This is a genomic window from Streptomyces sp. bgisy027 (assembly GCF_057710365.1).
The window spans coordinates 1-23,833 of sequence record NZ_JBYIVZ010000047.1 but is presented as its reverse complement, the minus strand read 5'-3'; the positions used below and the strand labels follow the sequence as shown (position 1 = coordinate 23,833).

The window sequence follows — 23,833 nt, the reverse complement described above, 5'->3', positions numbered from 1 at the left end:
CGCCCAGCACATCCAAGCCATTTCGTACCCCGGGCGCATCGGCCACATCCACGACCCGCGGATTACGCGAAAAGCTGCTCACCTCCTCGGCCGTGGAGATCGCCCAACCGATCAAGCCACTGCTTCAATGGGCAATTTCATCTGGATTGCAGCGATGGGAGTGGTTCATTTTTGTCCGCCCCGAAACAGAGGCAATAGGACGGGTACTTCGAAGCCTTCAGCACCGCAACCCAGAGGGAGACACACCATGCGACGAATGGCACGCTGGGCAACGTCAGCGGCTCTGCTCACCGCAGCCGTGGCGGGACCCTTGAGCGCTCCCGCCCACAGCGCCCCCGCATCGCCGTACGCCCCCTCGGCCCTGGTCTTCACCACAGGCCACGGCCAGAATGCCGTCACCGCGACACCGGAGCGCGCGGTGACGCTGAACTGTGCGTACACCACCTCGGGGACCCATCCCGACCCGCGGCAAGCCTGTGCGGAACTGGACCGCGTGAACGGCGACTTCGGACGCCTGGCCACGCTCCGCGGAAACGAGGCGGGGCGGCCCTGCACGAAGGAGTACCGGCCCGTGGTCGTCACCATTCAAGGTGTATGGCGAGGGACGCGCGTGAACTACGAGCACACGTTCGCCAATTCATGCGTCAAGGAAACCCAAGGAGCAGCGGCATTAGCCTTCTGAGCGTCACGGCTCAGTAGGCCGAGCATTTGGCCGAGCCTTTGCTGCCCGCGTACGGAAGCAGCAAAGGCTCGGCCCTGCACTGGACACGGCGAGGGGGTCGCGGCCTGGCGGGGACGCCGGGCAGAGCCAAAGGCTGACCCGTGCCCGGGCCATCGGCAGGCCGGCCGACCTCACGGCCTGCCGCTCAGGGCCTGGCCACGAAGACATGCGCGGCGGCCGACACGGGCAGCACGGCGGTCACCTGGTCGCTGCCGACCGTCACACCGCCGGGCGACGACGTGACGCTCACCCTCGCGCCGGGCCGCACCCCTGCGTACCGCAGCGCGCACAACAGTTGGGAGTCGGCCTGGACCGATTCCCCGATGCGGCGTACGACCGCGCTCACACCGTCCGGCCCGGTCTCCAGATCACTGAGGCCGACCGCGCCGCCGTGGTGGAACGGACCAGCGGCCCCCTCCTCACCGAGTTCCGCGAGGCCCGGGATCCGGTTGCCGTAGGGAGAGTGCGTCGGGTGCCGCAACAGGGCCAGGACACGGCGTTCAGCGGCCTCGCTCATCACGTGCTCCCAGCGGCAGGCTTCGGCGTGGGCCTGCTCCCACTCCAGCCCGAGCACGTCGACGAGCAGACACTCCGCGAGCCGGTGCTTGCGCACGACACGCGTGGCCAGTCGGCGGCCCTCGTCGCTCAGTTCGAGATGCCGGTCACCGGCTACGCGCAGCAGGCCGTTGCGCTCCATGCGCGCGACGGTCTGACTGACCGTGGGGCCACTCTGGTCCAGGCGCTCGGCAATGCGGGCGCGCAGCGGGACCACGCCGTCCTCCTCAAGTTCCAGGAGAGTGCGGAGGTACATCTCAGTGGTGTCGATGAGTCGGGACATGCCGGACGTCAGGCGGGAGTCTCGGCAGTGACGGTGAGGACCGCGCGGCCGAGAGTGTGGCCGGCCATGGTGAAGCCGAGGACAGCGGGGGTGGCGTCGGCGGAGACCCCGATCGACGGGACGTCGAGGGCGTGCACCACGACGAAGTAGCGGTGCACTCCGTGCCCGGCCGGCGGAGCGGCGCCGATGTAGCGGGCCAGGCGGGCGTCGTTGGGCAGCTGGAAGGCGCCTTCCGGCAGGCCCGCGCCGGTGTCGTCACCGACGCCCTCGGGCAGTTCGGTGACCGTGGCCGGGATGTCGGCGACGGCCCAGTGCCAGAACCCGGACCCCGTGGGAGCGTCGGGGTCGTAGACGGTGACGGCGTAGCTCTCGGTCCCTTCCGGAGCGCCGCTCCAGGACAGCTGCGGGGAGATGTCCTTCCCGCCGGGCAGCCCGGAGGCGTGCTGCTCCGGCGGCCAGGCGGCACCGTCGGTGACGGTGGTGCTGGCGACGGTGAAGGAGGCCGCCTCGGGGAGCCGGGCGAAGGGGTCGTTGGCGTGTATCACGTCGTTTCCTCTCAGAGCTGTGCGCTTGGGGTGATGGAGTCGGCGATGTGGGCCATCGGGCCCCAAGGTCGACAAAACGGCGTAAGTCAGGGCCCTGCCGCACCATCCTTAAATCGACAGTAACACAGATAATCGATTATCTAGAGGATCGTCTATGCTGCGCACATGGTTAAGGCGCACACTCCGACCCCCGCCGGGAAGCAGATGCTCTCCGAGCAGGTCTACACACACCTGCGAGACGCGATCCTGCGCGGTGACCACGCTCCCGGCGACCCGCTGAAACCGCAGGACCTTGCCAAGGAGCAAGGCGTGAGTCTGGCCGTCGTACGCGAGGCCCTCGTCCGAGTCGTCGGCGAGGGCCTCGCCGACCGGCTGCCCAACCGCGGCTTCGCCGTCCCGGCCGTCTCCGACCGCCGCTGGCAGGAGATCGCTGAGGCCCGCCGAACCGTCGAACCCGTGGTACTGCGGATGTCCATCGAGCGCGGGGACGTCGACTGGGAGGCCCGCGTGCGCGCCGCCCACCACCGCCTGGCCCGCACCCCCGCGTATCTGCCCGAGGAAGGCGAGTACTACACGAGCGCATGGTCCGAGGCCCACAGGGTCTTCCACCGCACCCTGCTGGAGGGCTGCGGCAACCCCGTCCTGCTGGAGACCTTCGACCGGATGTGGACCGCGAGCGAACTGGCACGCCGCTGGTCCGCGCACCGAAACCCCGGCCGGGACGGGGCCGTTGAGCATCGGCGCCTGGAGGAGGCAGCGCTCGCCCGCGACGCCGACACCGCGGCCGAGGTCCTCATCCGGCACCTCACCCGAACTGCGGACGTGCTGACCTACCCCACCGCTCCCGAGTGACGCCGGTCGTGGAAGACCACAGCCAGAGGGCCGGCACGCCTGACCAAGAACAACCGTCCCCACCAGCTCGGTCGCCGCGACGGGGCGGCAAGGCACCTCAGACTCCCATGGAGAGCCCTGCCGCCCGCCTGCCGGTCAGCTCGTGAAACGCCACGTCCCGTGCGTCACCCGGTAGACGACGAACCCGCTTTCCGAACGCAGATGCCGGGCACCGTCAGGTGCCGTCACCTCCTCACGGCCTGCCGCGGGAACGTGGACCTCCGCGATCGCTCCCACCGGCACCCGCACCTCCATCGTGAAGCCGGCCGCCGTCTGTGACCAGGCGACGCCGGCGGTACCCCGGACGGTGCGGATCGAGGTCCGGGCCCAGTCCACGCCGGTCCGGGCGTCGGGACGTACGGTGAACGTCGCGTAACCGGCATCGCCCGGACGCAGTCCTGCCACGTTCTCGTAGAGCCACTGGGCCACGGTGCCCTGGAAATAGTGGTCACGGGAGCGGGAGTCGAGCGGCCACATCTCCCACATGGTGTCCGCGCCGTTGTCCTGCCAGTAGCCCCAACCGGGGTAGGTGCGCCGGGTCGCCACGGCATGGGCCAGGTCCGGCCTGCCGTGCGCGCACAGCACCCGCAGCAACACGCTCGTACCCAGCGCACCGGTGTTGAGGTGGTTTCCGCGGCGTTCGACGTCCCGTACCAGGCTGTCGAAGACCGAGGCACGGGCGCTTTCCGGTACGAGGCCGAAGGCGAGCGGAATCGCGTTGGAGGTCTGGCGGTAGTCGGGATCCTTGGCGGTCCGGTAGTGGCCGTCCGCGCCCAGAAACTCCGCATTGAGGGCTGCTTTCAGCCGCTCGGCGGCCTTCCGGTACCGGGTCACCACCTCGTCGGCACGCAGCACCTCCCCCATCTCGGCGGTGTCCAGCAGCGCCCGGTAGAGGTAGGCGGTCGCGGTCAGCCGGGTGTCCTCCGGGGGATTGCCGCCGTATCCGGGGGCGAGGTAGTCGCCCAGCGCCGTGACGGCAAGGCCGTCGCGCAACCGGGACAGCTCCCAGTCCAGGTAGCGGGTCAGCGTCGTCCAGTGCTCGCGCGCGGCCCGCTCGTCGCCGTACACCCGGTAGAACTCCCGGATGAGGAACGGGTACACGGTCGTCCACTCGGGCGAGGGCCCCAGGTCGCCGTAGCCCCAGCCGCCGCTCGGCACGATGACGGGCAGTTGGCCTTCGTCCGTCTGGCTGTCGGCGAGGTCGCCCAGCCATTTGGAGAGCATGCGGTGCATGGCGAAGGCGTAGGTCATCACCGGTGTGCCGAGTTGGGCGTCGCCGGTCCAGCCGTTCTTCTCGTACATCGGGGTGTCGGTCGGAATGCCGTGCATGTTGTTCAGCACGGTCCGCCGCATGGCCCGGTCGAGCCATGCGTAGAAGGGCTCCGAGCAGGCGAAGGAGCTGACCTCGTCCAGTGGCGTGTGCACCAGGCGGCCGAGGATCCGCCACGCGTCGTCGGAGGTCTCGGGCAGGCCGCTGATCTGGACGTACCGGAAGCCCTTGTAGGAGAAGGCGGGCTCCCAGCTCTCCTCCTCACGGCCGGCGCAGATGTATTCGTCGCGCTGGAAGCGGCCGGGCACGTGCGACGTCTCCGCCGACACGCTTTTGTCGGCTTTCAGCTTCTCGCCGTAGGTGAGCTGGAGGCGCGTGCCCGCGGGGAGGTTGCGCACCGTGACGCGGGCCCAACCGGCCATCGTGCGGCCCATGTCCACCACGTGCACCCCGGGGGCGAGCCGGGTGATCTTCTCGGGGTGGAAGGAGTCGATGACCTCGATTCCGTCGTGCGGCTGCGCCCGCAGGCGTCCCTTCGGTGCGCTCCGCACCGTGGCCGGGCGCCAGGAGGAGTCGTCGAAGCCGGGGCTGGTCCACGGGCCCGGTTCGCGGCGGGCGTCGTACGTCTCCCCGGCGTAGAGGGAGTTGGAGAGTGTGGGTCCCTCGGTGATCCGCCACCGGTCGTCGGTGACGACTTCCGTGCGGGAGCCGTCGGGGTGCTCGATCTCCAGGCGGGCGACGAGGCGCGGCTCCGAGTGCCAGGGCGGCCGGTGCCAGTTCCAGACGTTCGGGGTGGTCATGCCGAAGAAGCCGCGGCCCAGGCTCACCCCGATCGCGTTGGCGCCGCGGCGCAGGAGTTCCGTGACGTCGTGGACGGTGTACAGCACGGTCTCGTCGTAGTCGGTGAAGCCGGGGTCGAGCACCTGGCGCCCCACGCGCCGGCCGTTGATCCGCGCCTCGTAGTAGGCCAGGCCGCTGATGTAGAGCCTGGCACGGCTCACCCGGCGCGGTATGTCGAACTCCCTGCGCAGGAGCGGGGCCGGCTGCTCCGGCAGGGCGACACTCACGCCCGTACCCCAGGGACCTTGGCCGTACGGAGCGAGCACGACCGCCGCAGGCCAGGCGGAGTCGTCGAACTCCGGCTCCTGCCAGCCCTGTTGTTCCGTGTCCGTCACTCGCCATCCGGCGTCGCTGAGGAGTTCGTACGTCCGGCCCGTCGACGTCTCCACCCGCAGGCGGACCAGCAGCCCCGCGGGGTTGACCGAGGCGCCTGCGCGGTTGGTGGCCCGGGCGGCGAGGGCGACGCCCGTGCCGGCGGCCGCGGCCTCGCGCACCTCATGAGTCACATCGGCGGTCCGGCCGCTCCTCCATCCGTCCTGCTGCTGCGGAGCCTGCACTGACTCCCGGCCGTTGAGGTACAGGGCGAAGTCGTCGTCCGCGGTGGCCACCACGGTGGCCTTGAGCACCTCGCCGTCTCCCGGCAGGTCCAGGTGGGACCGGAACCATCTGGTGCCCACGGGGGCGTTCTCCAGGCTCGCGCCGGTGGCCCAGATCCACGACGCGCCGGTGAAGTCGAGAGGCGTGGGGTTGTCCACCCCGATCCAGTCGGCGCCCCACTTCTCGGGAGACAACGTTGTCTCCCACCAGCGGGGCGCACTCCAGGCCGACGCTTTGCCCTGCCCGTCCCACACCTTGACCCGCCAGGTGTACCGCGTGCGCGGCTTCAGCGCCGGGCCGCCGTAGGCCACGCCCACACTGTTCGCGGACGTCACCTTGCCCGAGTCCCACACGAGCGATCTGGCCCACCCCGCCGCGTCGGCCTTGACCTGAATCCGATAGGCGGTCTGCCGCGCGCCACGCCCCGAGGACGCCAACTCCCAGGCGAGTCGGGGGTGAACCACATCGGTTCCGAGGACGTTCTCCGCGTACTCCACGGTCGTGCGCACGACACGAAGGCCGCGGGCGCCGTCCGCCCTGGAGGCCTGAGGTCCGAGAGCCGGCACGCCCGCCGCGGGAGCCGCGGCCGAGAGAACGGGAACTCCGGTGCCCACCGTTGTTGCGGTGGCGCGTAGAAAGGTCCTGCGGTCCCACTTTCCGGGCATATCCACTCCCCTGCTCACCAGGTCTCACTTCACGGAATGAAACGATTCAACAAGCCTTCACGCGGATCCTATGAGCGAGCCATGTCCACCCACAAGACTCCGGAAGCGCCGTGGCGGCAATCCGGCAGAAGTCCAGCGAACGCGCCGCCACTCTTGCCCACTTGAACAAGCCCGGCCTCCGTCCGACTCCTGCCCGAACCATTGACAACGATGTCAGGACCGTGATCTAGTCCGCTTCCGTCCAGCCATGTGCCGCTGCTCTGCGCCGTGAAGGGGGCTCACCGCGATGACCTGCACAGCGCCTCCTTTCCCCGACACGTACCGCCGAGCCAATTCCGCCGCTGCGTCCGTCACTTGGAGATCACCTCTCATGCCGCACAGCGCATGACGGGTGAGGAACGGGAGACCGCTTCCATGCACAGACCCCTGCACCGAATACGCAACCGTGCATCAACCGTGCTTGCCGCACTGCTCGTCGCCGGCGGTGCCCTGAGCCCGGCGCCGGCCGTCGCCCGGGGCACCGCGGAGGCCGCCGGCCAACTCACCACCCTGGTCAACCCGTTCATCGGAACCCAGAACTTCGGCAACACCTTTCCCGGCGCGAGCGCTCCCTTCGGCATGGTCCAGGTCAGCCCGGACACCGGCGGCCAGGGAGGCTACGACTACCAGCAGGACAAGATCCTCGGGTTCAGCCAGACCCACCTCTCCGGCGTCGGCTGCTCCGTCATGGGCGAGCTACCGCTCATGCCGACGACCGGGGCCGTCGACAGCGTCGACCCCGATGTCTACCGCTCCACGTACTCCCACGACGACGAGGACGCCGAACCCGGCTACTACCGGGTCGGGTTGCAGAAGTACGGGATCGACGCCGAGCTGACCGCCACACCCCGCACGGGATGGCAGCGCTACACCTTCCCCTCGACCGACCGCGCCAACGTCCTGTTCAACACGGGCAGGGCCAACCAGAAGGTGTACGGCTCGGAGGTCCATGTCGTCGGCGACCGTACGGTCGAGGGCCGTGTGGAGGCGGGCAACTTCTGTGCGGGCAAGGACCGGCACACCGTCTACTTCACGGCGACCTTCGACAGGCCGTTCACCTCACACGGCACCTGGCGCGGAACCACTCCCTCCCCCGGTGAGCGCGACGCGGCCGGCGAGGGCGGCAACGGCGCCTGGGTGACCTTCGACGCCGGCGCCGACCGCGACGTCGTCGTCAAGGTGGGGCTCTCCTACACGGGTGTCGAAGGCGCCCGGAAGAACCTGAAGGCGGAGACGGACGACTCGTACGACTTCGACGCGACCCGCACGGCTTTGCACGAGACCTGGGAACGGCAGCTCGACGCCGTCCGTATCGGCGGCGGGTCGGAGCAGCGGCAACGCGCCTTCTACACGGCCCTGTATCACTCGCAGCTGCACCCGAACCTCGCCGGGGACGTCGACGGCCGCTATGCGGGCTTCGACGGGAAGACACATCGCGCGTCGGGGTTCACGCCATATCAGAACCTGTCGTTGTGGGACACCCACCGGCCGCAGAACCAGCTGCTGCAGATGCTGCAGCCGAAGGTCGCCCGTGATGTCGCCTTGTCGGTCGTCGCGATCGGACGGGACGGTGGCTGGCTGCCTCGCTGGTCGCTCGCCAACAGCGAGACCAACATCATGACCGGCGACCCGGTCACTCCGTTCCTCGTCGAGGCGTGGTCGAAGGGTACGAGAAGGAGGCGTACGCGCTCCTGCGGAAGAACGCCCTGAGCACGCCGCCGGACGATTCCCCCTACAACGGCCGTGCGGGGGTGGCCGCGTACAGCGAGCGTGGCTACCTGCCCAGCGGGCTCGAACCGGGGAAGGACTGTGCGGACAAGGGCGGCGACAACGACTGCCGGCACCCCGCTTCGGCGACGCTGGAGTACGCCGCGGCGGACGCGTCGCTGGCCCTCATGGCCAAGGGGCTGGGGCACACCGCGGACGCCCGCCGGTTCGCGGCGCGCGGCCAGTGGTACCGCAATCTGTGGGATTCCTCCATCAGGCAGTTCCGGCCGCGCACGGTCGACGGCACCTGGCTGACGCCCTACGACCCTGTCGAAGCGGGCCACCAGTTCCATGAGGGCGGCGCCTATCAGTACCAGTGGCTGGTGCCCCAGGACCCGGCCGGGCTCGTCTCTCTGATGGGCGGCAAGCGGGAGACCGAGAAGCGGCTCGACGCCTTCTTCGCCTACGACGAACTCCTCGCCGACCCGGCCGGAACCGCTCGCGAGGACTGGATCTCGGCACCGTACGACTACTACGGCAAGCCGACGTACAACCCGAACAACGAGCCCGATCTGCACTCCCCTTACATGTACTTGTGGGCCGGCGCACCCGCCAAGACCGCCACCGTGGTCCGCGCCGCGATGACACTCTTCACGGACGGACCCGACGGTATGACCGGCAATGACGACCTGGGCACCATGTCCGCCTGGTACGTCTTCTCCTCCCTGGGCCTGTACCCGACGACGAACGGCGGCGACTTCCTCGCCGTCTCCAGTCCGCAGTTCCCCTCGGCGGTCATCCGTATCGGTGACTACGGGAAACAGCAGGGCGGCACTCTGACCGTCAAGGCACCGGGCACGAGCGACACACAACGCTATGTGCGACAGGCGAAGTTCGGCGGCAAGAACCTGCGCGCCACCTGGCTGGACTGGGACTCGGTCGCCAAGGGAGGAAACCTCGCCTTCGAGATGGCCGACAGGCCATCGGCATGGGGCACGGGCAAGGACGCCGAGCCGCCGTCCGTGAACCGCGCCGCCGCCGATTCCCGCCGCCACCTCGACGCCTCGCTGCGCACCGCTTCCGATGTCCTGCCGACGGCCGACAGCGCTCAGAGCGTCCGTCTGCGGATGGACGTGCTGGGCCAGTCCCCCGGCACGCTGCGGGTGGACATCGCTGCCAAGACGCCCGGTGGCTGGACCGCGCGGACCGCCGCACCCTTCTCCCTCACGTCCAATCGGCTTCCCGTCCAGCGGACGGTGGCGGTCGACGTGAGTGTGCCGGCCAACACCGCGCCGGGTTCGTACACCGTACGGGTCACGGCGAGCGCGAAGGGTGTGCAACCCGTGGAACGCCTCGCGACCATCGAGGTGCGCGCGGCGGCCCGCTGCGCGGAAGGCGCCGGTGAGCAGTGTGCCGTCGACCTCGGCAAGGAGGCGAACCACGACGGAACCGCGACGGTCGCGGCGTCCGGCGAAGGCGACTTCGACGGATCGGGATGGAGCTTCGACGGTGACCTGCTGCCTGCGGCCGGTCCGGTCGTCTGGGGCGGCGTCACGTACGACGCTCCCGATCCGTCCGGGACAGCCCTGAACTTCGTCGAGGCCCGCGGTCAGGCCATGCTGCTCCCGGCCGGCTCGTACGGCACGCTGCGCCTGGTCGCCGTCGCCCACCACGGTCCGGTGTCGACCGCGCTCACGGTTCGCTACACCGACGGCAGCACCGCCGAGGTGCCGGTGACCGTGGGCGACTGGGCGGGTTCGGCACCCCAGGGCAGCTCTGTGGCACTGGAGATGCCGCACCGGATCAAGAGCGGGCAGGGTGTGGACGGCCCGCCGGTGCGTCTGTTCAGCTCCTCCGCGAACCTCGAGGCGTCCAAGACGGTGCGTTCTGTCGGCCTTCCGAACGATCCGCGTGTGCAGATCTATGCGGTCACTCTCGGGTAACGCTCCGTGCGATGGGTGGCAGCACAGGGCATGGTCACGGTATCTATGCTGCCGCCATGGCGTCGACTTCCTCGGCGTGGGAGCTGCAGGTGGTCGGCAATCGGCACTCTGCCGAAGGAGATCACCCGGCTCACCGATGAACTGGCCGACAGCGCACGGAAGCCGGCGGCAGCGGACCTGCTCATCCGGGACCTCAAGAACCGCTGATCCACACCGCGGGGCCATCGCCCCTCTGGGCGGCGAGAAATTCAGCCCTGAACCGGAGTGGACGAGCACCTGGCAGGCCTCTTGATCTCGCCCTCGGACATGTCGGCGCTTTCCGTTCAACCACACCTGCAAAACGACCGAACGCATGCGAGCAGATACGGCCGATGAGGAGCCAGTACAGGTCAGACGAGGGCGGTTGCGGCCAGGATGCGCTGAGATGGCGCGATTCGCTGCAATCCGTGCAATCCGTCAGGCAGTTGGGGCCGCTATGAGCAACGCAATCACGTCGGCGTCAAGCGACGGGGCTGGTACCACCGAGCGGTCGGACGGTCGAGGCGACGCCGCGCTCCGTGCGGACCAGCCCGGCACGGCCGAGGACCGGTTCCGGAGCCTGCTGGAGGCGGCTCCCGACGCGATGGTGATCGTCGACGACACCGGAACCATCAAACTCGTCAACGCCCAGACCGAAGCCCTCTTCGGCTACCGACGCGACCAACTCCTCGGCCACCCCGTGGAAATGCTGATTCCCGGAAGGTTCCGCGCCCAGCACGCCACCCACCGGGACGGGTACGCCGCCACCCGCCAAGTGCGCCCCATGGGCGCCGGACTCGAACTCCACGGCCTGCGCAAGGACGGCAGCGAGTTCCCCGTCGAGATCAGCCTCAGCCCACTCGAAACCCCCGACGGCCTCCTCGTCTCCGCCGCCGTCCGCGACGTCAGCGAACGCAAGGCCGCCGAGGAACGCTTCCGCGGCCTCCTGGAATCGGCCCCGGACGCGATGGTGATCGTCGACGACACCGGAATCATCAAACTCGTCAACGCCCAGACCGAGGTCCTCTTCGGCTACCGACGCGACGAACTCCTCGAACACCCCGTGGAGTTGCTCATCCCGTACCGCTTCCACGCCCACCACACCCAGCACCGGGACGGGTACGCCGCCACCCGCCAGGTGCGTCCCATGGGCGCCGGACTCGAACTCCACGGACTGCGCAAGGACGGCAGCGAGTTCCCCGTCGAGATCAGCCTCAGCCCGCTGGAAACCGCCGACGGCCTCCTGGTCTCCGCCGCCGTCCGCGACGTCAGCGAACGCAAGGCCGCCGAGGCCCGGATCAACGAGCTCGCCGCACTCGTGGAGTCCTCCCAGGACGCCATCCTCGCCAAGACCCTCGACGGCCGCATCACCTACTGGAACGTCGCCGCCCAGCAACTGTACGGCTATTCGGCCGAGGAGGCCGTCGGCCGGCACGTGTCCATGCTGGCGCCGCCGGAACGCAAGGACGAGATCACCCTGCTGCTTGAGAGGCTGCGCCAGGGCGAGAAGATCGAGCACTTCGAAACGCTCCGCCTCACCAGTACCGGCGCCGCGCTCGACGTGGACGTCACCCTGTGGCCCACGTACAGCCCCGAGCGTACGGTCATCGGTGCCTGCGCCATCATCCGCGACGTCAGCGACCGCAAACGCGCCGAGGCCGAGCTCACGGCCCTGTACGAGCAGCAGAAGCACATCGCCCTCACCCTGCAGCGCAGCCTGATGGGGACCCCGCCCGCCATCCCCGGCCTGGAGGCCGCGAGCCGTTACCGGCCCGCCACCCAAGGGCCGGGAGTGGGCGGCGACTGGTTCGACCTCATCCCGCTCGGCGCCGGCCGGGTGGGCATCCTCATAGGCGACGTCATGGGCCGCGGCCTGGAAGCGGCATCCGTCATGGGCCAGTTGCGCTCCGCCGCCCATGCCTTGGCCAAGACCGGCATGCAGCCCCGCCAGCTCATGCAGGCCCTGGACGCGGTCGTCGCCGACCTCGACGTCCCCGACCAGCTCGTCACCTGCTGCTACCTGGTCATCGCCCCGGACTCCGGATCCGTGACCGTCTGCTCGGCCGGCCATCTGCCCGCCCTCGTCGCCACTCCCGGCGACGGTGTCCACCGGCTCGCCTCCCCCGTGAACGCCCCTCTCGGTGTCGGCGACATCCTTTATCAGCAGGCCGACGTGGCCATACCGCCCGGAGCCACCCTCGTCCTGTACACCGACGGCCTGGTCGAGACCCCCGGCAGTGACATCGAGGACGAGATCGACCAGCTCACCACGACCCTCGTCGACGCCTTCACCCGCACGCGCCGCCTGGAGGCCGCTGCCGACCACGTACTCGCCGCCCTGCTGCCGGACCCGGAGGGTCACGACGACGACGTCACCCTGCTCCTGGCCCAGCTCCCCGCCGCACCGCTGGCCGCCGCCACCGTGGAACTGCCGGCCAGGGCCTCCTCGGTACCCGCGGGCCGCTCGTTCGTGGTCGACAACCTCACCGCATGGGACTGCGCATCCGCGGCCGACGACGCGAGACTGCTGGTTTCCGAGATCCTCACCAACGCGGTCCAGCACGCGGAGGGCCCCCTCGTCCTCCACCTGCGCCGCACCGCCACCGAGCTCGCCGTCGAGATCAGCGACCTCAGCCCTCACCTTCCCCAGCCACGGCTCGCCGCCCAGGACGACGAATCCGGACGCGGCCTCATCCTCGTCGACGCCGTCGCCGACAGCTGGGGTGTCCGGCCGGACGAACGGGGGAAGACCACGTGGTTCACCCTCCGGCTGTGACCGCCGGGGCGGCATCCACCGTGTGGCGCACGGAGACGGTGTGCGCCACGCGCATCCGGCCCGGGCTGCGTCGTCGGTGGCGACGACGACGCTGTCACCTGGGCGTGTCGCCGGAGCAGCCTGGTTGCCTCGGTGCACCGTCGTCGTCATGACGACGACCGTCCGGGGCCCACCCGCTGCGCTGCCCCGGAGGATGGGGCGGATTCCCGATGGTTCCTTCCTGATGGTTCCTTCCCGATGGTTCCTTCCTGACGGGGTCCGGGAATGTCCGTCCCGATGAGCGTTCGGTGCACCCTGTGACGGTCGCCCTGACACCCGGGAACGGCTGATCCGATGGGTCCTCGACCTGGTTGTGATCGGTACGGCGATCACCCTGGGGCCTCTGCACAACAGCGCCTTCATCTGGCTGACCGCCCGGAGCATCGCCGAACTGGTCGCCTGACCCGGACGGTCCCGATGGCTCACACGACGCCCGGCAGCACCATCACCACCGGGCCGGGCCGACCGTCATCTTCGTGATGATCTACAGGTTTTCTCGTTTCTCCACTGCGCGTCCGATGAGTTCGTGGCTCCCGGCCGGTCCAAGCTCGTGACAGCCCAGGAAAGGACACCACCATGTCGGAGCTTCTCGTCGACTTCATCACGTCCCTCGACGGCTACGCATCGGGAGAGGGGTGGCCCGGGTTCTGGGGCCTTGAGGGCCCTGAGTACCTCGCGTGGCTCGGCGAGCAGCCCAAGGCCACCTATCTGATGGGGGCGAACACCTACCGTCTGATGTCGGGCTTCGCCGCGGGCGAGGTCCCGAGTGGCCAGGACGAGTTCAGGCCCGAAGAAGAGGCGTCCGTCGACGAGCTCACGCAAGCGCCCAAGGTGGTGTTCTCCTCCTCGCTCAAGGAGCCACTGACGTGGGCCAACACCACGCTCGTCCGCGACGACGCCGTCGAGGCGGTCCGCGCCATGAAGGCGAGTGGTTCCGGGCTTCTCAGCACGATCGGCAGCCTCAGCCTGTGCCGGTGCCTGCTACGAGCCGGACTCGTGGACCGCTTCCGGGTCGTGATGTTCCCGGTGATCACCGGGGCCACGGGCGAGGAACGCATCTACGACGGCTATCCGGACGTTGCTCTCGAGATGATCGAGCACCGTACCTTCGACGGCCGCATCCAGCTGGTCGAGTACAAGCCCCGCGTGCTCGACCACCCGCCACTCGGCGTCCCTGGGTGACGTCGCCCCGTCCGCAAGCGAAGGCAGCTGCATCGTCGCAGGTCGGTGGCGCCGAGCCGACGCTCTTTCCCTGCCGGGTCAAGGAGAGGAAGACGCAGCCGCTTCGGTGGTGAAGCGGCAAATGTGCCGGGGCGGGCCGGAACTCCTCCAGGTGTTCCGGCCCGCCCTCGGTGATCCTTACTGTCGAGCAGCTCCTGCGGTGATCGTTACGCCGGGTCGATCCGGAAGATGCTGCCGCCAATGGCGAGCACGTACAGTTCGCCATTGCCGCCCTGTGCGAAGGAGATGACCTCGCCGCCGTTGACTCCGAGATCGTTCACGGCGGTCACCTTGCCGTTCTTCATCCGCAGGGAGCGGACGGTGCCGTCGCAGTAGTCGCTGAACACGTACTGGCCCTTGAGGGCCGGGATCGCGTTGCCCCGGTAGACATAGCCGCCGGTCACCGAGCAGCCGAAGTTGGTGCGGTCGTACTCGTGGACCGGAGGGACGTGGTTCGCGGGTTCCGTGCCGCCGCGGAAGGGATGGGTGCCCTCCATCTGGCCCCAGCCGTAGTTCTCTCCGCCCATGCTGCTTGCCGGGGCCCAGTCGATCTCCTCCCAGTCGTTCTGGCCGACGTCACCGATCAGCAGGTCTCCCGTGCCCGCGTCGAAGGAGAACCGCCAGGGGTTGCGCAGCCCGTAGGCCCAGATTTCGTCCTTCGCGTTCAGGTCGTTCACGAAGGGGTTGTCCCGCGGGATCGCGTACGGCTTGCCGCCCCTCGGGTCGATCCGCAGGAGCTTGCCGAGCAGCGTGTCGAGGTTCTGTCCGTTGCCGTGCGGGTCTCCGCCGGAGCCGCCGTCGCCGAGTGCGATGTAGAGGTAGCCGTCGGGGCCGATCTTGATGTCGCCGCCGTTGTGGTTCGGATAGGGCTGCGTCTGAGTGAGGACCGTACGCCGGGTCTGCGGCTGGATTCTGCCGTTCCGTACGGCGAACTCGTCGACGGTACTGGTGCCTTCTAGGTTGGTGAACGAGATGTAGAAGTGCGCGAACTTCTTGTCGAACGCGATGCCCAGCAGCCCTCGTTCGCCGTCGGTGGTGGTCTCGGCGGAAATGTCGAGGACGGGCTTGCTGAGCCCTTTGCTGTCCAATGTCCGCACGGTGCCCGGGCGTTCGGCGATCCAGAGCTTCCCTCCGGGACCGGCAGCGCCGGCCGTCGGGTTCTGGGCCGTGGCCACATTCTTGAGGGCGACCTTGGGCGCCTGCCGTGCGGCGGTCGGCTCGTCGGCCGACGCCGCGGTCAGCGCGAGGGAAGCGACGAGACAGACCGTGCCGATGATCGCCGTGCTTCTGGTGCGAACTCTCACCGTGTTCCTCCTGGAGGCGGTGAATCAGGTCGCGCGGCTGCCGAGGCTCGTCGTGCGGTGCCACTGGCGCCGACACGCAACCTGGTGCGGGTGGGGGGAGAGAGAACGGTGTGCTGTTGGCCGGCTACGGATGAGGATACTGGGACACGGCCACTTGGTATAGACCAGCTGTCCGAGGAGTGCGGTGACCAAGCGAACAGCCGTGAAACCCAGGGGCGTTCATCGGAGCCGACCGCGCCACCATGGCCGGCGAGCGCCCCGCCACCCAGCCCAGCCCACTTCGAGCGCGTCAGCGCTTCGCAGGCAGCCTCGGCTCCCGCGCGCTCTCGGCGGATCGGGGTGGCGCCGCCGCCAGCAGGGCGAACGCCACGGCGAAGCCGAGCATGGTGAACACACCCCTCGGCCAGAAGATGTGACTGTCGACGAACGACCAGCAGGCTACGAGCAGGATCGCGGCGCCCGGCAGTACCCGCGCGCCATGCCGCCGCCAGAGCGCCGCGCAGGTGGCCAGCGAGGCCACGGCCAGCCCGTACACCCCGATTCGGCCCAACTCGTCGCCGGCGACGAACAGTCGGCCGGCCGCCCCGTGCACTCCCTCGTCCACCACGACGCCGGCGGATATACCGGCCACCGCATCGAGGCCCGAGTAGTACGCGGCGAAGCACAGGCATCCGGCCCAGGAGAGCACCGTCAAAGCTCCCTCCGCGTTGCGGCGCGGCCTGCCCCACAAGGGCACCACCAGTCCGAGCACGAGAAACGGGAAGACGGGCAGCAGGGCGATGTGCAGTCCGGCCCAGTGACCTGCCGTCATGGCCGTCAGATGTCTCGGGTGCATCAAGCCGGCGCCTGCCAACAGCAGCGGTGCTGCGGTCACCAGGGCCATCACGCGCAAGGTACGGAGAGATCGCATCAGCTCAAGCTAGGCAGCCGGCCGGTGGCACTCAGCGTCCGTTGGCCATGCGTAAGACATCCGTAAGACGTCCGTAAGACCCTCTGGGCAACGATCGCCCGCAGGTGTGCCGAGTTCTGACGTACGCATGAGACGACGCCGAAATCGCGACCTCACGCTGACCCCACCCGCAACTCTGGCCGCTCCAGTCCGTCGGCACAGTTGCCGCCCAGGTGCGTACGTCCAAGTTCCCGAGCTGCTGGAACGGCCGGAGCACCCTACAGTGCCCACCACCGCTCGCATGTCGCGTAAGCGGACCCAAGGACCGGTGCCTGCCGGAGCGGCATGCAGGCCATTCCGCAGCTGGTCCAGCGTCTGGTCCACGCAGTGGACTCACCCAGCCTCGACGACAACGGTCAGTCCAGCTCCTCCTACGCGGTGGCCGGTTTCCCCGAGCAGATCCACAAGCCGATCACGGACCCGCTCCTGCACTGACCACCCCTGGGTCCTGAGTACTTCCCGCCCTCAGGCCCCCCAGCCCATCCCTGGTTCAGTGTGGTGCAGGCATCGGATCCATGGCGTTGGCGATGGTGCAGCCGCCCTCTCCGGGCATTCGCTGGATCCGGGACGGCACCCACACCTCGGTCGTGCCGGGGCCCACGCGGGCAAGAAGGCAGTCCTGCGGGTCGAAGCCGTTGCCCTTCACCGACAGGAGAACGCCGACCTGGCCCTGGTCCGCCTTCACCTCGCTACGGATCCCCGGATCCAGGTCCAGGGCGGCGAGCGTACGGCGTACCTCGGCCTCGTCGGCCCGGCCGTCCTCCGGCACCCGGGGAAGTTTCGCGCGGAGCTCCTCGTACGGCAGCCGGGGCGGTTCGGGTGGCGGGGCGAAGGTCAGCGGAGGGCCGTCCGGGCAGTCCACGTCACGGGGATCCTCGCGCCACTCCGACTTGGGGGACACCTGTATGGCGAAACAGCGCCGCACGGTGACTTCTTGAGGGTCGCGCCATTGGTTGTACGCCGAGCCGGACGTGCGGACGATCACGTCGATGCCGTCCCCGTCGTGGGTCGAGGTACCCGTCACCCGCATTACCTCCACCCCGTCGATGCCGGAAGCGGAGCGCCCGACTTCCTCCGCCGTGCGCGGACGCTGGCCGTAGAGCTTCTCGCCCGCATTCCTGGCCGCCTCCCGTGCGGCGTCCGTCGCCTTGTCCCCGGAGGACTGCACCACCCCACAGCCGACGGAGAACAGCAACAGCGGGGCGAGCAGCAGCAGTCGGCGCATGCGTCCACCCTTCCGGCGCCGCACACGGCGGGCTACCGCTCGTGTACTCAGACCGGCGTGGTGATCCTACTCAGCCGGAGACGGCGGACCGGGCGCACCCTCGCGGTCGCGGCGCCGGGCGTCCACAGCGCCGTCAACAGCGCCAGTCAGCGCCGATGCAGTAGGGCGGCAGCGACGCCGAACGCGGCCTCCCGGCCGGTCTGAAGTCGCTGCCGCCCTAACGCGTCGGCATGCTTGCCGTGCTACGGAGGCGGAGGCCTCGCGTATCAGATCCGGCCACCGGTCATACGGGTGATCGGACCCAGCGTGCGCCGACCTGAACGTCGGCCCGCCGCATAGGACATGGCACTCAGAGCGGTGAGTCCCGCTCCCACGCCCGCGGCGAGGATCTTGCGGTTGGCGATGAGTGTCCAGGCGGACTTGGCGAATGCCGCAGCCTGCCCCGAGGCGGAGACGACCGCCAGACGGCCGGCCTCGACGCAGTGCGCTGCCGTATGAGCGACCGAGGTGGTCGCCTTGGCCGTCCGCTCGGCGGCATCAGAGGCAGCTGACGCCGCCTCACCGGTCTTCTCGGCAGCTTTGCCCGCCGCCTTCGACGCCGGAGCTGTCGCCCGCGACGTGGTGCGACGGGCCTTGGACGCCGCCGCCTTCGCGGATACGGAATCTTGACTGGTGTCGTTGTTCGATGGGCTCATGGACATCGCGTTGCCAGTCCACCCGACAGCAAACATGTTCGACCAAGACCACCTACGTCACAGCGTCAAGCGCCGCACATCGACAGAACCGCCTGTCGATCAAGCAATGCCGCGACGTTGGGGCTGCGATGGTGCTGTCAAGGGTTCGGCGAGCGGGGCCTTGTAGGTGCACGGGGCTGTGCGGATGGGTCGGTTGTTGCGGGTCCAGCAGCAGAGTTGCGCTGTGAGGCTCTTGACAGATGGTGTCGTGGTGAGGCCGGGTCCTCGTGTCGGCCCTGACCGTGGTCGAGTCCTGGTGCTCTGTTTGTCGCGCGCCGTGGTGCTCACCTGCGGATCAGCCCCAGCTCCCCCGCACGCACGCCGGCCTGGAAGCGCGAGGCCGCGTCGAGACTGGTGAGCAGTTCGGCGACCCGGCGACGGTAGGTCCGCAGCGACATGCCCAGTTCGCGTGCTGCTGCCTCGTCGGTGGCGCCGGAGCCCAGGGCCCGCAGGACTTCGATGGCGCGGTCGTCGATGCGGGGCCGTCGCGCGTCCAGGAAGGCCGTCAGGTCGATGGCGCTTGCCCAGGTCGCCTCGAACAGGGCATAGGTCCCGCGGATCAGCGCCGGTGAGGCACTCATGGTGTAGGTGCGCGGGCCGTGGACAGCCGGAACGGCGGTCGCCGGATCGGTGAGGATCATGGTCCGCCGGTCGATGATGACGGTCCCCTGCGGGAGTGGCGCCGTGGCGATCCGCACCTGGAAGCCACAGGCGGCCATCTCACGGAGGGCCTTACGGTCACCCTCGTCGACGAGAGCTGCGGGACTGTACAGCTTGCGTGCTCGCGGTGCCCCGCCGCGGCGCGCATGGAGGCAGGCGGCTTCGCGGGCTCCGGGCCAGGTGTCGAGGTCGTGGGCGATGTGCACCCACTCCGCGTCGTCCGACTCCGTCAAGGGCTTGATCCGAGCCCAGAACTCGCTCTCGCCGCGGAGCTCGATGACCTGTGACATAGCCCCATTGTGCCGCGTTGGCAGCAAGGTGCCACGAGCTCGCCCGGAGGACGGACGCCGTAGAGGCTGACGCACATGAGTAGCGGATTCCGCCTCGGTGGCGACCTGGATGTCAACCCGATGGGTTTCGGCGCCATGTGTCTGCCGTCGAGGGACGGCATGTTCGGGCCTGCCCGCCACCCCGAGGCCGGCCGGGCCGTGCTGCACCGCGCCGTGGAACTGGGCGTCAATCACATCGACACCGCCGGCTTCTACGCCGGCGGTGCGGTGAGCGCGAACACCTTGATCCGCGAGACGTTGTTCCCCTACCCGTCCGACCTGGTGATCGCCACCAAGGTGGGGCACCTCGTGCGGGAGGACGGTTTCACGCAAGGCACCGCCGGCGACATGCGGCCCCTGGTCGAGGCCGACCTGGAGAGCCTGGGCCTGGACTGCTTCGATCTGGTCCATCTGCGCATCGGTGCCATGTCACCCCCGCACGATGAGTCCCTCACAGCACGCTTCGAGGCACTGGCGGCGCTGCGTGAAGAGGGCCTCATGCGCCACCTCGGCATCAGCAACGTGGACGCGGGCCAACTCGCGGAAGCACGTGCGATAGCGCCCGTCACCGCCGTGCAGAACCACTACCACGCCGCCCAGCGCCACGACGCCGACCTCTTGGCGGCCTGGCGGCGAGGCCGGCATCGCCTTCGTTCCGTTCTTCCCGCTGGGGGGCGGCAGGGGGCTCGACGACGAGCGGCCGACGCGGGTGGCGGCCCGGCACGGTGCAACCGTCGGCCAGATCGGCCTGGCCTGGCTGCTCGCCTCCTCGCCCGCGGCCCTGGCCCTTGCGGGCACGGGATCTGTCGACCACCTGGAGGAGAACATGGCCGCCGCGGAGATCACCCTCACCACTGAAGACCTGACCGATCTCGCCTGAGCATCGGTTCATCCCATTCCGATAGGACGCGCATTCCATGAAGCTCTTGATCCTCGGGGCGACCGGCCCCACCGGCCGCCATGTCGTCGACCTGGCCCTCCAGTCCGGCGATACGGTCACCGTCCTGGCCCGCAGGCCGGAGGCACTGCACGAGCTGGCGGGCCGGGTCACGGTGATGGCCGGAAACGCCACCTCCCCCGACGACGTCGCCAAGGCCATGACCGGGCAGGACGTCGTCATCTCGGCCCTCGGCAGGAGCACCTCGGTGCGCGCCGACGATCTGTTCACCCGTGCGGCGGCGGCCGTGATCGGTGCGGCGAAGCAGGCGGACGTGTCCCGCCTCGTGTGGCTGTCCTCGTTCGGCGTCGGTGACACCTACCGCTCGGCGAGCGTCGCGCAGAAGGCCATGTACCGCACGTTTCTGAGGAACATCTACGCGAACAAGGAGATCTCCGAGAAGGCGATCCGCTCCAGCGGCCTGGACTGGACGCTGGTCTACCCCACCATGCTGACCAAGGACCCCGCCAAGGGTACGTACCGCGTCGGCGACCGGCTCCCGATGAAGGGCAACCCGACGATCAGCCGTGCGGACGTGGCGGATTTCCTGCACAAGGCGGCCCACAGCCCCGAGTGGATCCACCGCGACGCCGTCATCTCCGACTGAGTCTCTCGCGTCCGCGTCGTCCGCCCAACGCAGGCGCGGCGACTTCACGCCAACGGGATATGACAGTCGTTATAGAACTCGGTAGCCTGGAACTCTATAACGACTGCCATAGGAGAATGTCGTGACGATCATCACCGTGAACACCCCGGCAGGGCGCCTGCGCCAGGAGCAGCGCCGCATGCTGGCCGAGACACTGACGGACGCGGTCCTCGTTCCCGAGGTGGGCCAGTTCGCTCCGCCCGCGCGGGTCGGATTCCAGGTGCACTTCGTCGAGCGGGAGCCCGACATGATGGCCATAGGTGGACGGCTCCTGGCGGATATCGGTTCGGACGCCGACGTCATGGTGATCGACGTGGCGGTGATGGACGGAGACTGGCGACAGGAGGTCAGGACCACCGTCATCGAGCGCGTCCTGGCCGCGCTGGCCGACGCCTGCGGCCTGGTGGACCCGTCACCGACCTGGTGGGTCAACTTCCGCGTCATCGGCGAGGGCAGCTGGGGCGCCGGCGGCGGCGTGCTGTCGGTCCTCTCACTCCTCGACAGCGGCGTGTTCACCGACGAGAAGGCGAAGGCCATCCGCGCCGCACTCGGCGCATGACCCCGCCCGGCGTTTCCCACCGTCATCAGGCCGGATGGGCGTGCACGCCCGATGAGAGGCGACAGCACAGGGAGCCCGGGCACGGCCGCATCAACCTGAGCACGTCACGCCCTTGTCCGCACCGAGGGCCGCTTCAACGCGTGACGGCGGTCGACGGGCTCGGCTTGCGGCGCCGGGCGACTCGGCCGCACCCCGGTCAGGCGCTGACAGCGGCGGCGATGAGGGTCTGCAGCTGTTCGGCTGCCTGATCGAGGGGCTGAGTGCTGCGCTTGGCTCGGCACATGGCCACCGTGCCCTCGACGGCGGCGACGACGAGCGTCGCAAGCTGCTCGGCCTGCTTGGCGTCGGCCCCGTGTTCCCGCAGGGAGGCGGCGAGGAGGGCCTCCCACTGCTCGAAGACCTCAGCCGCGGCGACCAGGCTGGGCGGGGTCTCGTCGGTCGGCGGCTCCTCGATGGCCACGGCCAGGACAGGACAGCCGGCATGGAAGTCGCTCCCGACCACGATCTTCCGCCACAGATCCAGGAAGGCCCTCAGGCCCGCGACCGGCCCCGCTTCCAGCTCCCTGCGCAGGCTCCGGGCCACCCACTCCCCCGTGAACCGGACCGCCTCCGTGGCCAGTTGCTGCTTGCCTTCGGGGAAGTAGTGATAGGTCGAGCCGAGCGGCGCCTTGGCGTGCTTGGCCATCTCCCGGATGCTCGTGGCGCTCAGGCCGCGTCGGCTGATCATGTCCGCGGCGCCGGCCACGATCCGCTCTCGCGACGGCGTACTGCTCTTGCCCACCGGCGCTCTCCCCTCTGGCTATAACGTCCGTCATAGTCTAGCGTGGCCGACGTCTATAACGATCGTCATAGGAGCTGCCATGCCCATGATCCGGTTGACCGTGCCCGCTGGTGCCCTCACCCAGGAGGGCCGCACTACGGTCCAACGCGACCTCGCGGCCGTACTGCTGCGCTGGGAGGGGGCACCCGACACCGCCTTCTTCCGCGCTCAGGCGTGGAGCTACCTCGTCGAGCTGCCCGAAGGTGCCCAGACCACCGCCGCGGACGACGCTCCCCGCTTCCTCGTCGAGGTGACGGTGCCTCAGGGAGCGCTGTCCGAGCGGCGCCAAGCCGGTCTGGTCGAGGACGCGACGAAGACGGTCCTGTCCGCCGCCGGCCTCTCCCCGGACGACGCGCTGAGGGTGTGGGTCCTCGTGCACGAGCAGCCGGACGGCACCTGGGGTGCGGGCGGCTCCGTCATCCGCCACGCCGACCTGATCGCCCTGGCGCAGCAGGGCAAGGAGCGGACCGATGCGTGAGCTGACGTACGTGGGCCGCCGCACGGTCGAGTGGCGCGAGGCCCCCGATCCCCGCGTGCGCTCCGCCGGAGAGGCCATCGTCGCGCCCGTCGCCGCGACCTCCTGCGACGTGGATTCCGCGATTCTGGCCGGACACGGCTTCATCGACCCGCCGTTCGCCCTCGGGCACGAATGTGTGGCCCGAGTCGTCGAGATCGGCGACGCGGTGACCACCGTGGCACCCGGCGACCTCGTCGTGGTGCCCTGGTCCATCAGCTGCGGCACCTGCGAGAACTGCCGCGCCGGGCTCACCGCCCACTGCACCGCGGTCCCGCACATGGCCATGTACGGAGCGCCGATCGGCGGCAGTTGGGGCGGCCTCTTCTCCGACCTGGTCCGCGTTCCGTACGCGGACGCCATGCTGGTCCCGCTGCCCGCCGGCCTCGACCCGGTCGCCATGGCCTCCGCCAGCGACAACTGGTCACTGTCCTGGCGCCTGGTCGCCCCGCACCTCAAGGCCCGGCCCGGCGCCCGGGTGCTGGTCGTCGCCCGCGGCAGCATCGGCCTGTACGTCTGCGACATCGCCCGCGCGCTCGGCGCCTCCGACGTCCTGTACGTCGATCCCGACCGCGAGCACCGCTCACTCGCCGAGAGCTACGGCGCCCGTACCGCCGAGGCGGTCGAACCGATCCGGCACGGCTTCGACCTCGCCGTCGAGGCCACCGGCCGCGTCGACCAGCTCGCCCTCGCCGTCAAGTCCCTCGCCCCCGAAGGCATCTGCGAATCCGCCGGCAACCACTTCCGCCCCGGCGAACTACCGCTCCTCGACATGTATCTCACCGGTGTCACCCTCCGCATCGCCCGCGACAACGTCCGCGCCCATATCCCCGACGCCCTCGCCCTCGCCGCATCCGGCTCCGTCGCACCCGAACGCGTCGTCTCCCGCGTCCTCGACTGGGAACAACTCCCCGAGGCCCTGCCCGAGAAGCACCTCAAGCCCGTCTTCGTCCGCGACACCAGCCCGTCCAGGAGGGCTCGCTGACACCGCGTCACAGCCCGCGACCACACATACAGAGACACCCGTTGACTTCCTCCCCCGCCTG

Annotated in this window: 18 protein-coding genes and 2 pseudogenes; 11 read left to right on the top strand and 9 right to left on the bottom strand. The window is 69.3% G+C overall.

Annotated features, from left to right (window positions below):
• Positions 1 to 247: 247 nt before the first annotated feature.
• A complete protein-coding gene (locus AC3ETA_RS36205) occupies positions 248 to 682 on the top strand; it encodes a subtilase-type protease inhibitor (protein WP_432197128.1) in 435 nt (144 codons plus the stop codon).
• A gap of 184 nt (positions 683 to 866) precedes the next feature.
• Here the strand turns inward: AC3ETA_RS36205 and AC3ETA_RS36200 are convergent, their stop codons facing one another.
• Entirely contained in the window at positions 867 to 1,559 is a 693-nt protein-coding gene (locus AC3ETA_RS36200; RefSeq protein WP_432197127.1) for an iron-dependent transcriptional repressor DtxR, read from the bottom strand.
• Between the two features lie 8 nt (positions 1,560 to 1,567).
• Positions 1,568 to 2,101 carry a YbhB/YbcL family Raf kinase inhibitor-like protein gene (locus AC3ETA_RS36195; protein ID WP_432197171.1) on the bottom strand — a complete coding sequence of 178 codons (534 nt, stop codon included), beginning with the start codon at positions 2,099 to 2,101 and terminating at the stop codon, positions 1,568 to 1,570.
• A gap of 168 nt (positions 2,102 to 2,269) precedes the next feature.
• Here AC3ETA_RS36195 and AC3ETA_RS36190 point away from each other — a divergent pair, with 168 nt between their 5' ends.
• Entirely contained in the window at positions 2,270 to 2,956 is a 687-nt protein-coding gene (locus AC3ETA_RS36190) for a GntR family transcriptional regulator (RefSeq protein WP_432197126.1), read from the top strand.
• Positions 2,957 to 3,091: 135 nt separating this feature from the next.
• On the opposite strand, the gene AC3ETA_RS36185 is transcribed toward AC3ETA_RS36190, so the two are convergent.
• On the bottom strand, positions 3,092 to 6,211 hold the full coding sequence (locus AC3ETA_RS36185) for a family 78 glycoside hydrolase catalytic domain (RefSeq protein WP_432197125.1): 3,120 nt from the start codon (positions 6,209 to 6,211) through the stop codon (positions 3,092 to 3,094).
• Between the two features lie 570 nt (positions 6,212 to 6,781).
• Here AC3ETA_RS36185 and AC3ETA_RS36180 point away from each other — a divergent pair.
• From AC3ETA_RS36180 to AC3ETA_RS36170, 3 genes and pseudogenes are all read left to right on the top strand, one after another.
• A pseudogene (locus AC3ETA_RS36180) lies at positions 6,782 to 10,056 on the top strand (GH92 family glycosyl hydrolase).
• A 475-nt stretch (positions 10,057 to 10,531) separates the two neighbouring features.
• Positions 10,532 to 12,850, top strand: coding sequence for a SpoIIE family protein phosphatase (locus AC3ETA_RS36175; protein ID WP_432197124.1), 2,319 nt, complete (start codon positions 10,532 to 10,534; stop codon positions 12,848 to 12,850).
• 615 nt (positions 12,851 to 13,465) lie between these two features.
• The gene (locus AC3ETA_RS36170) at positions 13,466 to 14,071 is read left to right on the top strand and encodes a dihydrofolate reductase family protein (protein WP_432197123.1); all 606 of its coding nucleotides are present in this window, start codon (positions 13,466 to 13,468) and stop codon (positions 14,069 to 14,071) included.
• A gap of 206 nt (positions 14,072 to 14,277) precedes the next feature.
• On the opposite strand, the gene AC3ETA_RS36165 is transcribed toward AC3ETA_RS36170, so the two are convergent.
• Complete coding sequence (locus AC3ETA_RS36165; protein WP_432197122.1) at positions 14,278 to 15,414, bottom strand: PQQ-dependent sugar dehydrogenase; 1,137 nt, start codon at positions 15,412 to 15,414, stop codon at positions 14,278 to 14,280.
• 289 nt (positions 15,415 to 15,703) lie between these two features.
• A complete protein-coding gene (locus AC3ETA_RS36160) occupies positions 15,704 to 16,324 on the bottom strand; it encodes a hypothetical protein (RefSeq protein WP_432197121.1) in 621 nt (206 codons plus the stop codon).
• Positions 16,325 to 16,648: 324 nt separating this feature from the next.
• Between AC3ETA_RS36160 and AC3ETA_RS36155 the strand changes: the two genes are divergently transcribed.
• Positions 16,649 to 16,798: a hypothetical protein gene (locus AC3ETA_RS36155; protein ID WP_432197120.1), complete on the top strand. Its 150-nt coding sequence runs from the start codon at positions 16,649 to 16,651 to the stop codon at positions 16,796 to 16,798.
• A gap of 55 nt (positions 16,799 to 16,853) precedes the next feature.
• Here AC3ETA_RS36155 and AC3ETA_RS36150 read toward each other — a convergent pair whose 3' ends face one another.
• The 3 genes from AC3ETA_RS36150 to AC3ETA_RS36140 form a co-directional block, all read right to left on the bottom strand.
• Entirely contained in the window at positions 16,854 to 17,588 is a 735-nt protein-coding gene (locus AC3ETA_RS36150; RefSeq protein ID WP_432197119.1) for a translation initiation factor IF-2, read from the bottom strand.
• A 266-nt stretch (positions 17,589 to 17,854) separates the two neighbouring features.
• Positions 17,855 to 18,289, bottom strand: coding sequence for a hypothetical protein (locus tag AC3ETA_RS36145; protein WP_432197118.1), 435 nt, complete (start codon positions 18,287 to 18,289; stop codon positions 17,855 to 17,857).
• A gap of 317 nt (positions 18,290 to 18,606) precedes the next feature.
• A complete protein-coding gene (locus AC3ETA_RS36140) occupies positions 18,607 to 19,272 on the bottom strand; it encodes a helix-turn-helix transcriptional regulator (protein ID WP_432197117.1) in 666 nt (221 codons plus the stop codon).
• A 75-nt stretch (positions 19,273 to 19,347) separates the two neighbouring features.
• Between AC3ETA_RS36140 and AC3ETA_RS36135 the strand changes: the two are divergent.
• The 3 genes and pseudogenes from AC3ETA_RS36135 to AC3ETA_RS36125 all read left to right on the top strand — a co-directional run bounded on the left by AC3ETA_RS36135 (position 19,348) and on the right by AC3ETA_RS36125 (position 21,453).
• Positions 19,348 to 20,191: pseudogene (locus tag AC3ETA_RS36135) on the top strand (aldo/keto reductase).
• A 37-nt stretch (positions 20,192 to 20,228) separates the two neighbouring features.
• A complete protein-coding gene (locus AC3ETA_RS36130) occupies positions 20,229 to 20,855 on the top strand; it encodes an NAD(P)-dependent oxidoreductase (protein WP_432197116.1) in 627 nt (208 codons plus the stop codon).
• A gap of 121 nt (positions 20,856 to 20,976) precedes the next feature.
• The gene (locus AC3ETA_RS36125; protein WP_432197115.1) at positions 20,977 to 21,453 is read left to right on the top strand and encodes a tautomerase family protein; all 477 of its coding nucleotides are present in this window, start codon (positions 20,977 to 20,979) and stop codon (positions 21,451 to 21,453) included.
• A 196-nt stretch (positions 21,454 to 21,649) separates the two neighbouring features.
• On the opposite strand, the gene AC3ETA_RS36120 is transcribed toward AC3ETA_RS36125, so the two are convergent.
• Positions 21,650 to 22,234: a TetR/AcrR family transcriptional regulator gene (locus tag AC3ETA_RS36120; RefSeq protein WP_432197114.1), complete on the bottom strand. Its 585-nt coding sequence runs from the start codon at positions 22,232 to 22,234 to the stop codon at positions 21,650 to 21,652.
• 79 nt (positions 22,235 to 22,313) lie between these two features.
• On the opposite strand from AC3ETA_RS36120, the gene AC3ETA_RS36115 reads away from it, so the two are divergent.
• Together AC3ETA_RS36115 and AC3ETA_RS36110 are read left to right on the top strand one after the other, a co-directional pair.
• Positions 22,314 to 22,751 (top strand): tautomerase family protein, encoded by a 438-nt coding sequence (locus AC3ETA_RS36115; RefSeq protein ID WP_432197113.1) that lies wholly within the window; start codon positions 22,314 to 22,316, stop codon positions 22,749 to 22,751.
• A complete protein-coding gene (locus AC3ETA_RS36110) occupies positions 22,744 to 23,772 on the top strand; it encodes a zinc-dependent alcohol dehydrogenase (protein WP_432197112.1) in 1,029 nt (342 codons plus the stop codon). Before AC3ETA_RS36115 ends, AC3ETA_RS36110 begins: the two co-directional genes overlap by 8 nt.
• The last annotated feature ends 61 nt before the right edge of the window (positions 23,773 to 23,833 follow it).

Bases quoted from the DNA above. Each gene is read 5' to 3' on its own strand.
- AC3ETA_RS36150 (WP_432197119.1), bottom strand. From the start codon at position 17,588: ATGCGCCGACTGCTGCTGCTCGCCCCGCTGTTGCTGTTCTCCGTCGGC.
- AC3ETA_RS36115 (WP_432197113.1), top strand. From the start codon at position 22,314: ATGCCCATGATCCGGTTGACCGTGCCCGCTGGTGCCCTCACCCAGGAG.
- AC3ETA_RS36205 (WP_432197128.1), top strand. From the start codon at position 248: ATGCGACGAATGGCACGCTGGGCAACGTCAGCGGCTCTGCTCACCGCA.
- AC3ETA_RS36155 (WP_432197120.1), top strand. From the start codon at position 16,649: ATGCAGGCCATTCCGCAGCTGGTCCAGCGTCTGGTCCACGCAGTGGAC.
- AC3ETA_RS36200 (WP_432197127.1), bottom strand. From the start codon at position 1,559: ATGTCCCGACTCATCGACACCACTGAGATGTACCTCCGCACTCTCCTG.
- AC3ETA_RS36130 (WP_432197116.1), top strand. From the start codon at position 20,229: ATGAAGCTCTTGATCCTCGGGGCGACCGGCCCCACCGGCCGCCATGTC.
- AC3ETA_RS36110 (WP_432197112.1), top strand. From the start codon at position 22,744: ATGCGTGAGCTGACGTACGTGGGCCGCCGCACGGTCGAGTGGCGCGAG.
- AC3ETA_RS36175 (WP_432197124.1), top strand. From the start codon at position 10,532: ATGAGCAACGCAATCACGTCGGCGTCAAGCGACGGGGCTGGTACCACC.
- AC3ETA_RS36145 (WP_432197118.1), bottom strand. From the start codon at position 18,289: ATGTCCATGAGCCCATCGAACAACGACACCAGTCAAGATTCCGTATCC.
- AC3ETA_RS36190 (WP_432197126.1), top strand. From the start codon at position 2,270: ATGGTTAAGGCGCACACTCCGACCCCCGCCGGGAAGCAGATGCTCTCC.
- AC3ETA_RS36170 (WP_432197123.1), top strand. From the start codon at position 13,466: ATGTCGGAGCTTCTCGTCGACTTCATCACGTCCCTCGACGGCTACGCA.
- AC3ETA_RS36160 (WP_432197121.1), bottom strand. From the start codon at position 16,324: ATGCGATCTCTCCGTACCTTGCGCGTGATGGCCCTGGTGACCGCAGCA.
- AC3ETA_RS36140 (WP_432197117.1), bottom strand. From the start codon at position 19,272: ATGTCACAGGTCATCGAGCTCCGCGGCGAGAGCGAGTTCTGGGCTCGG.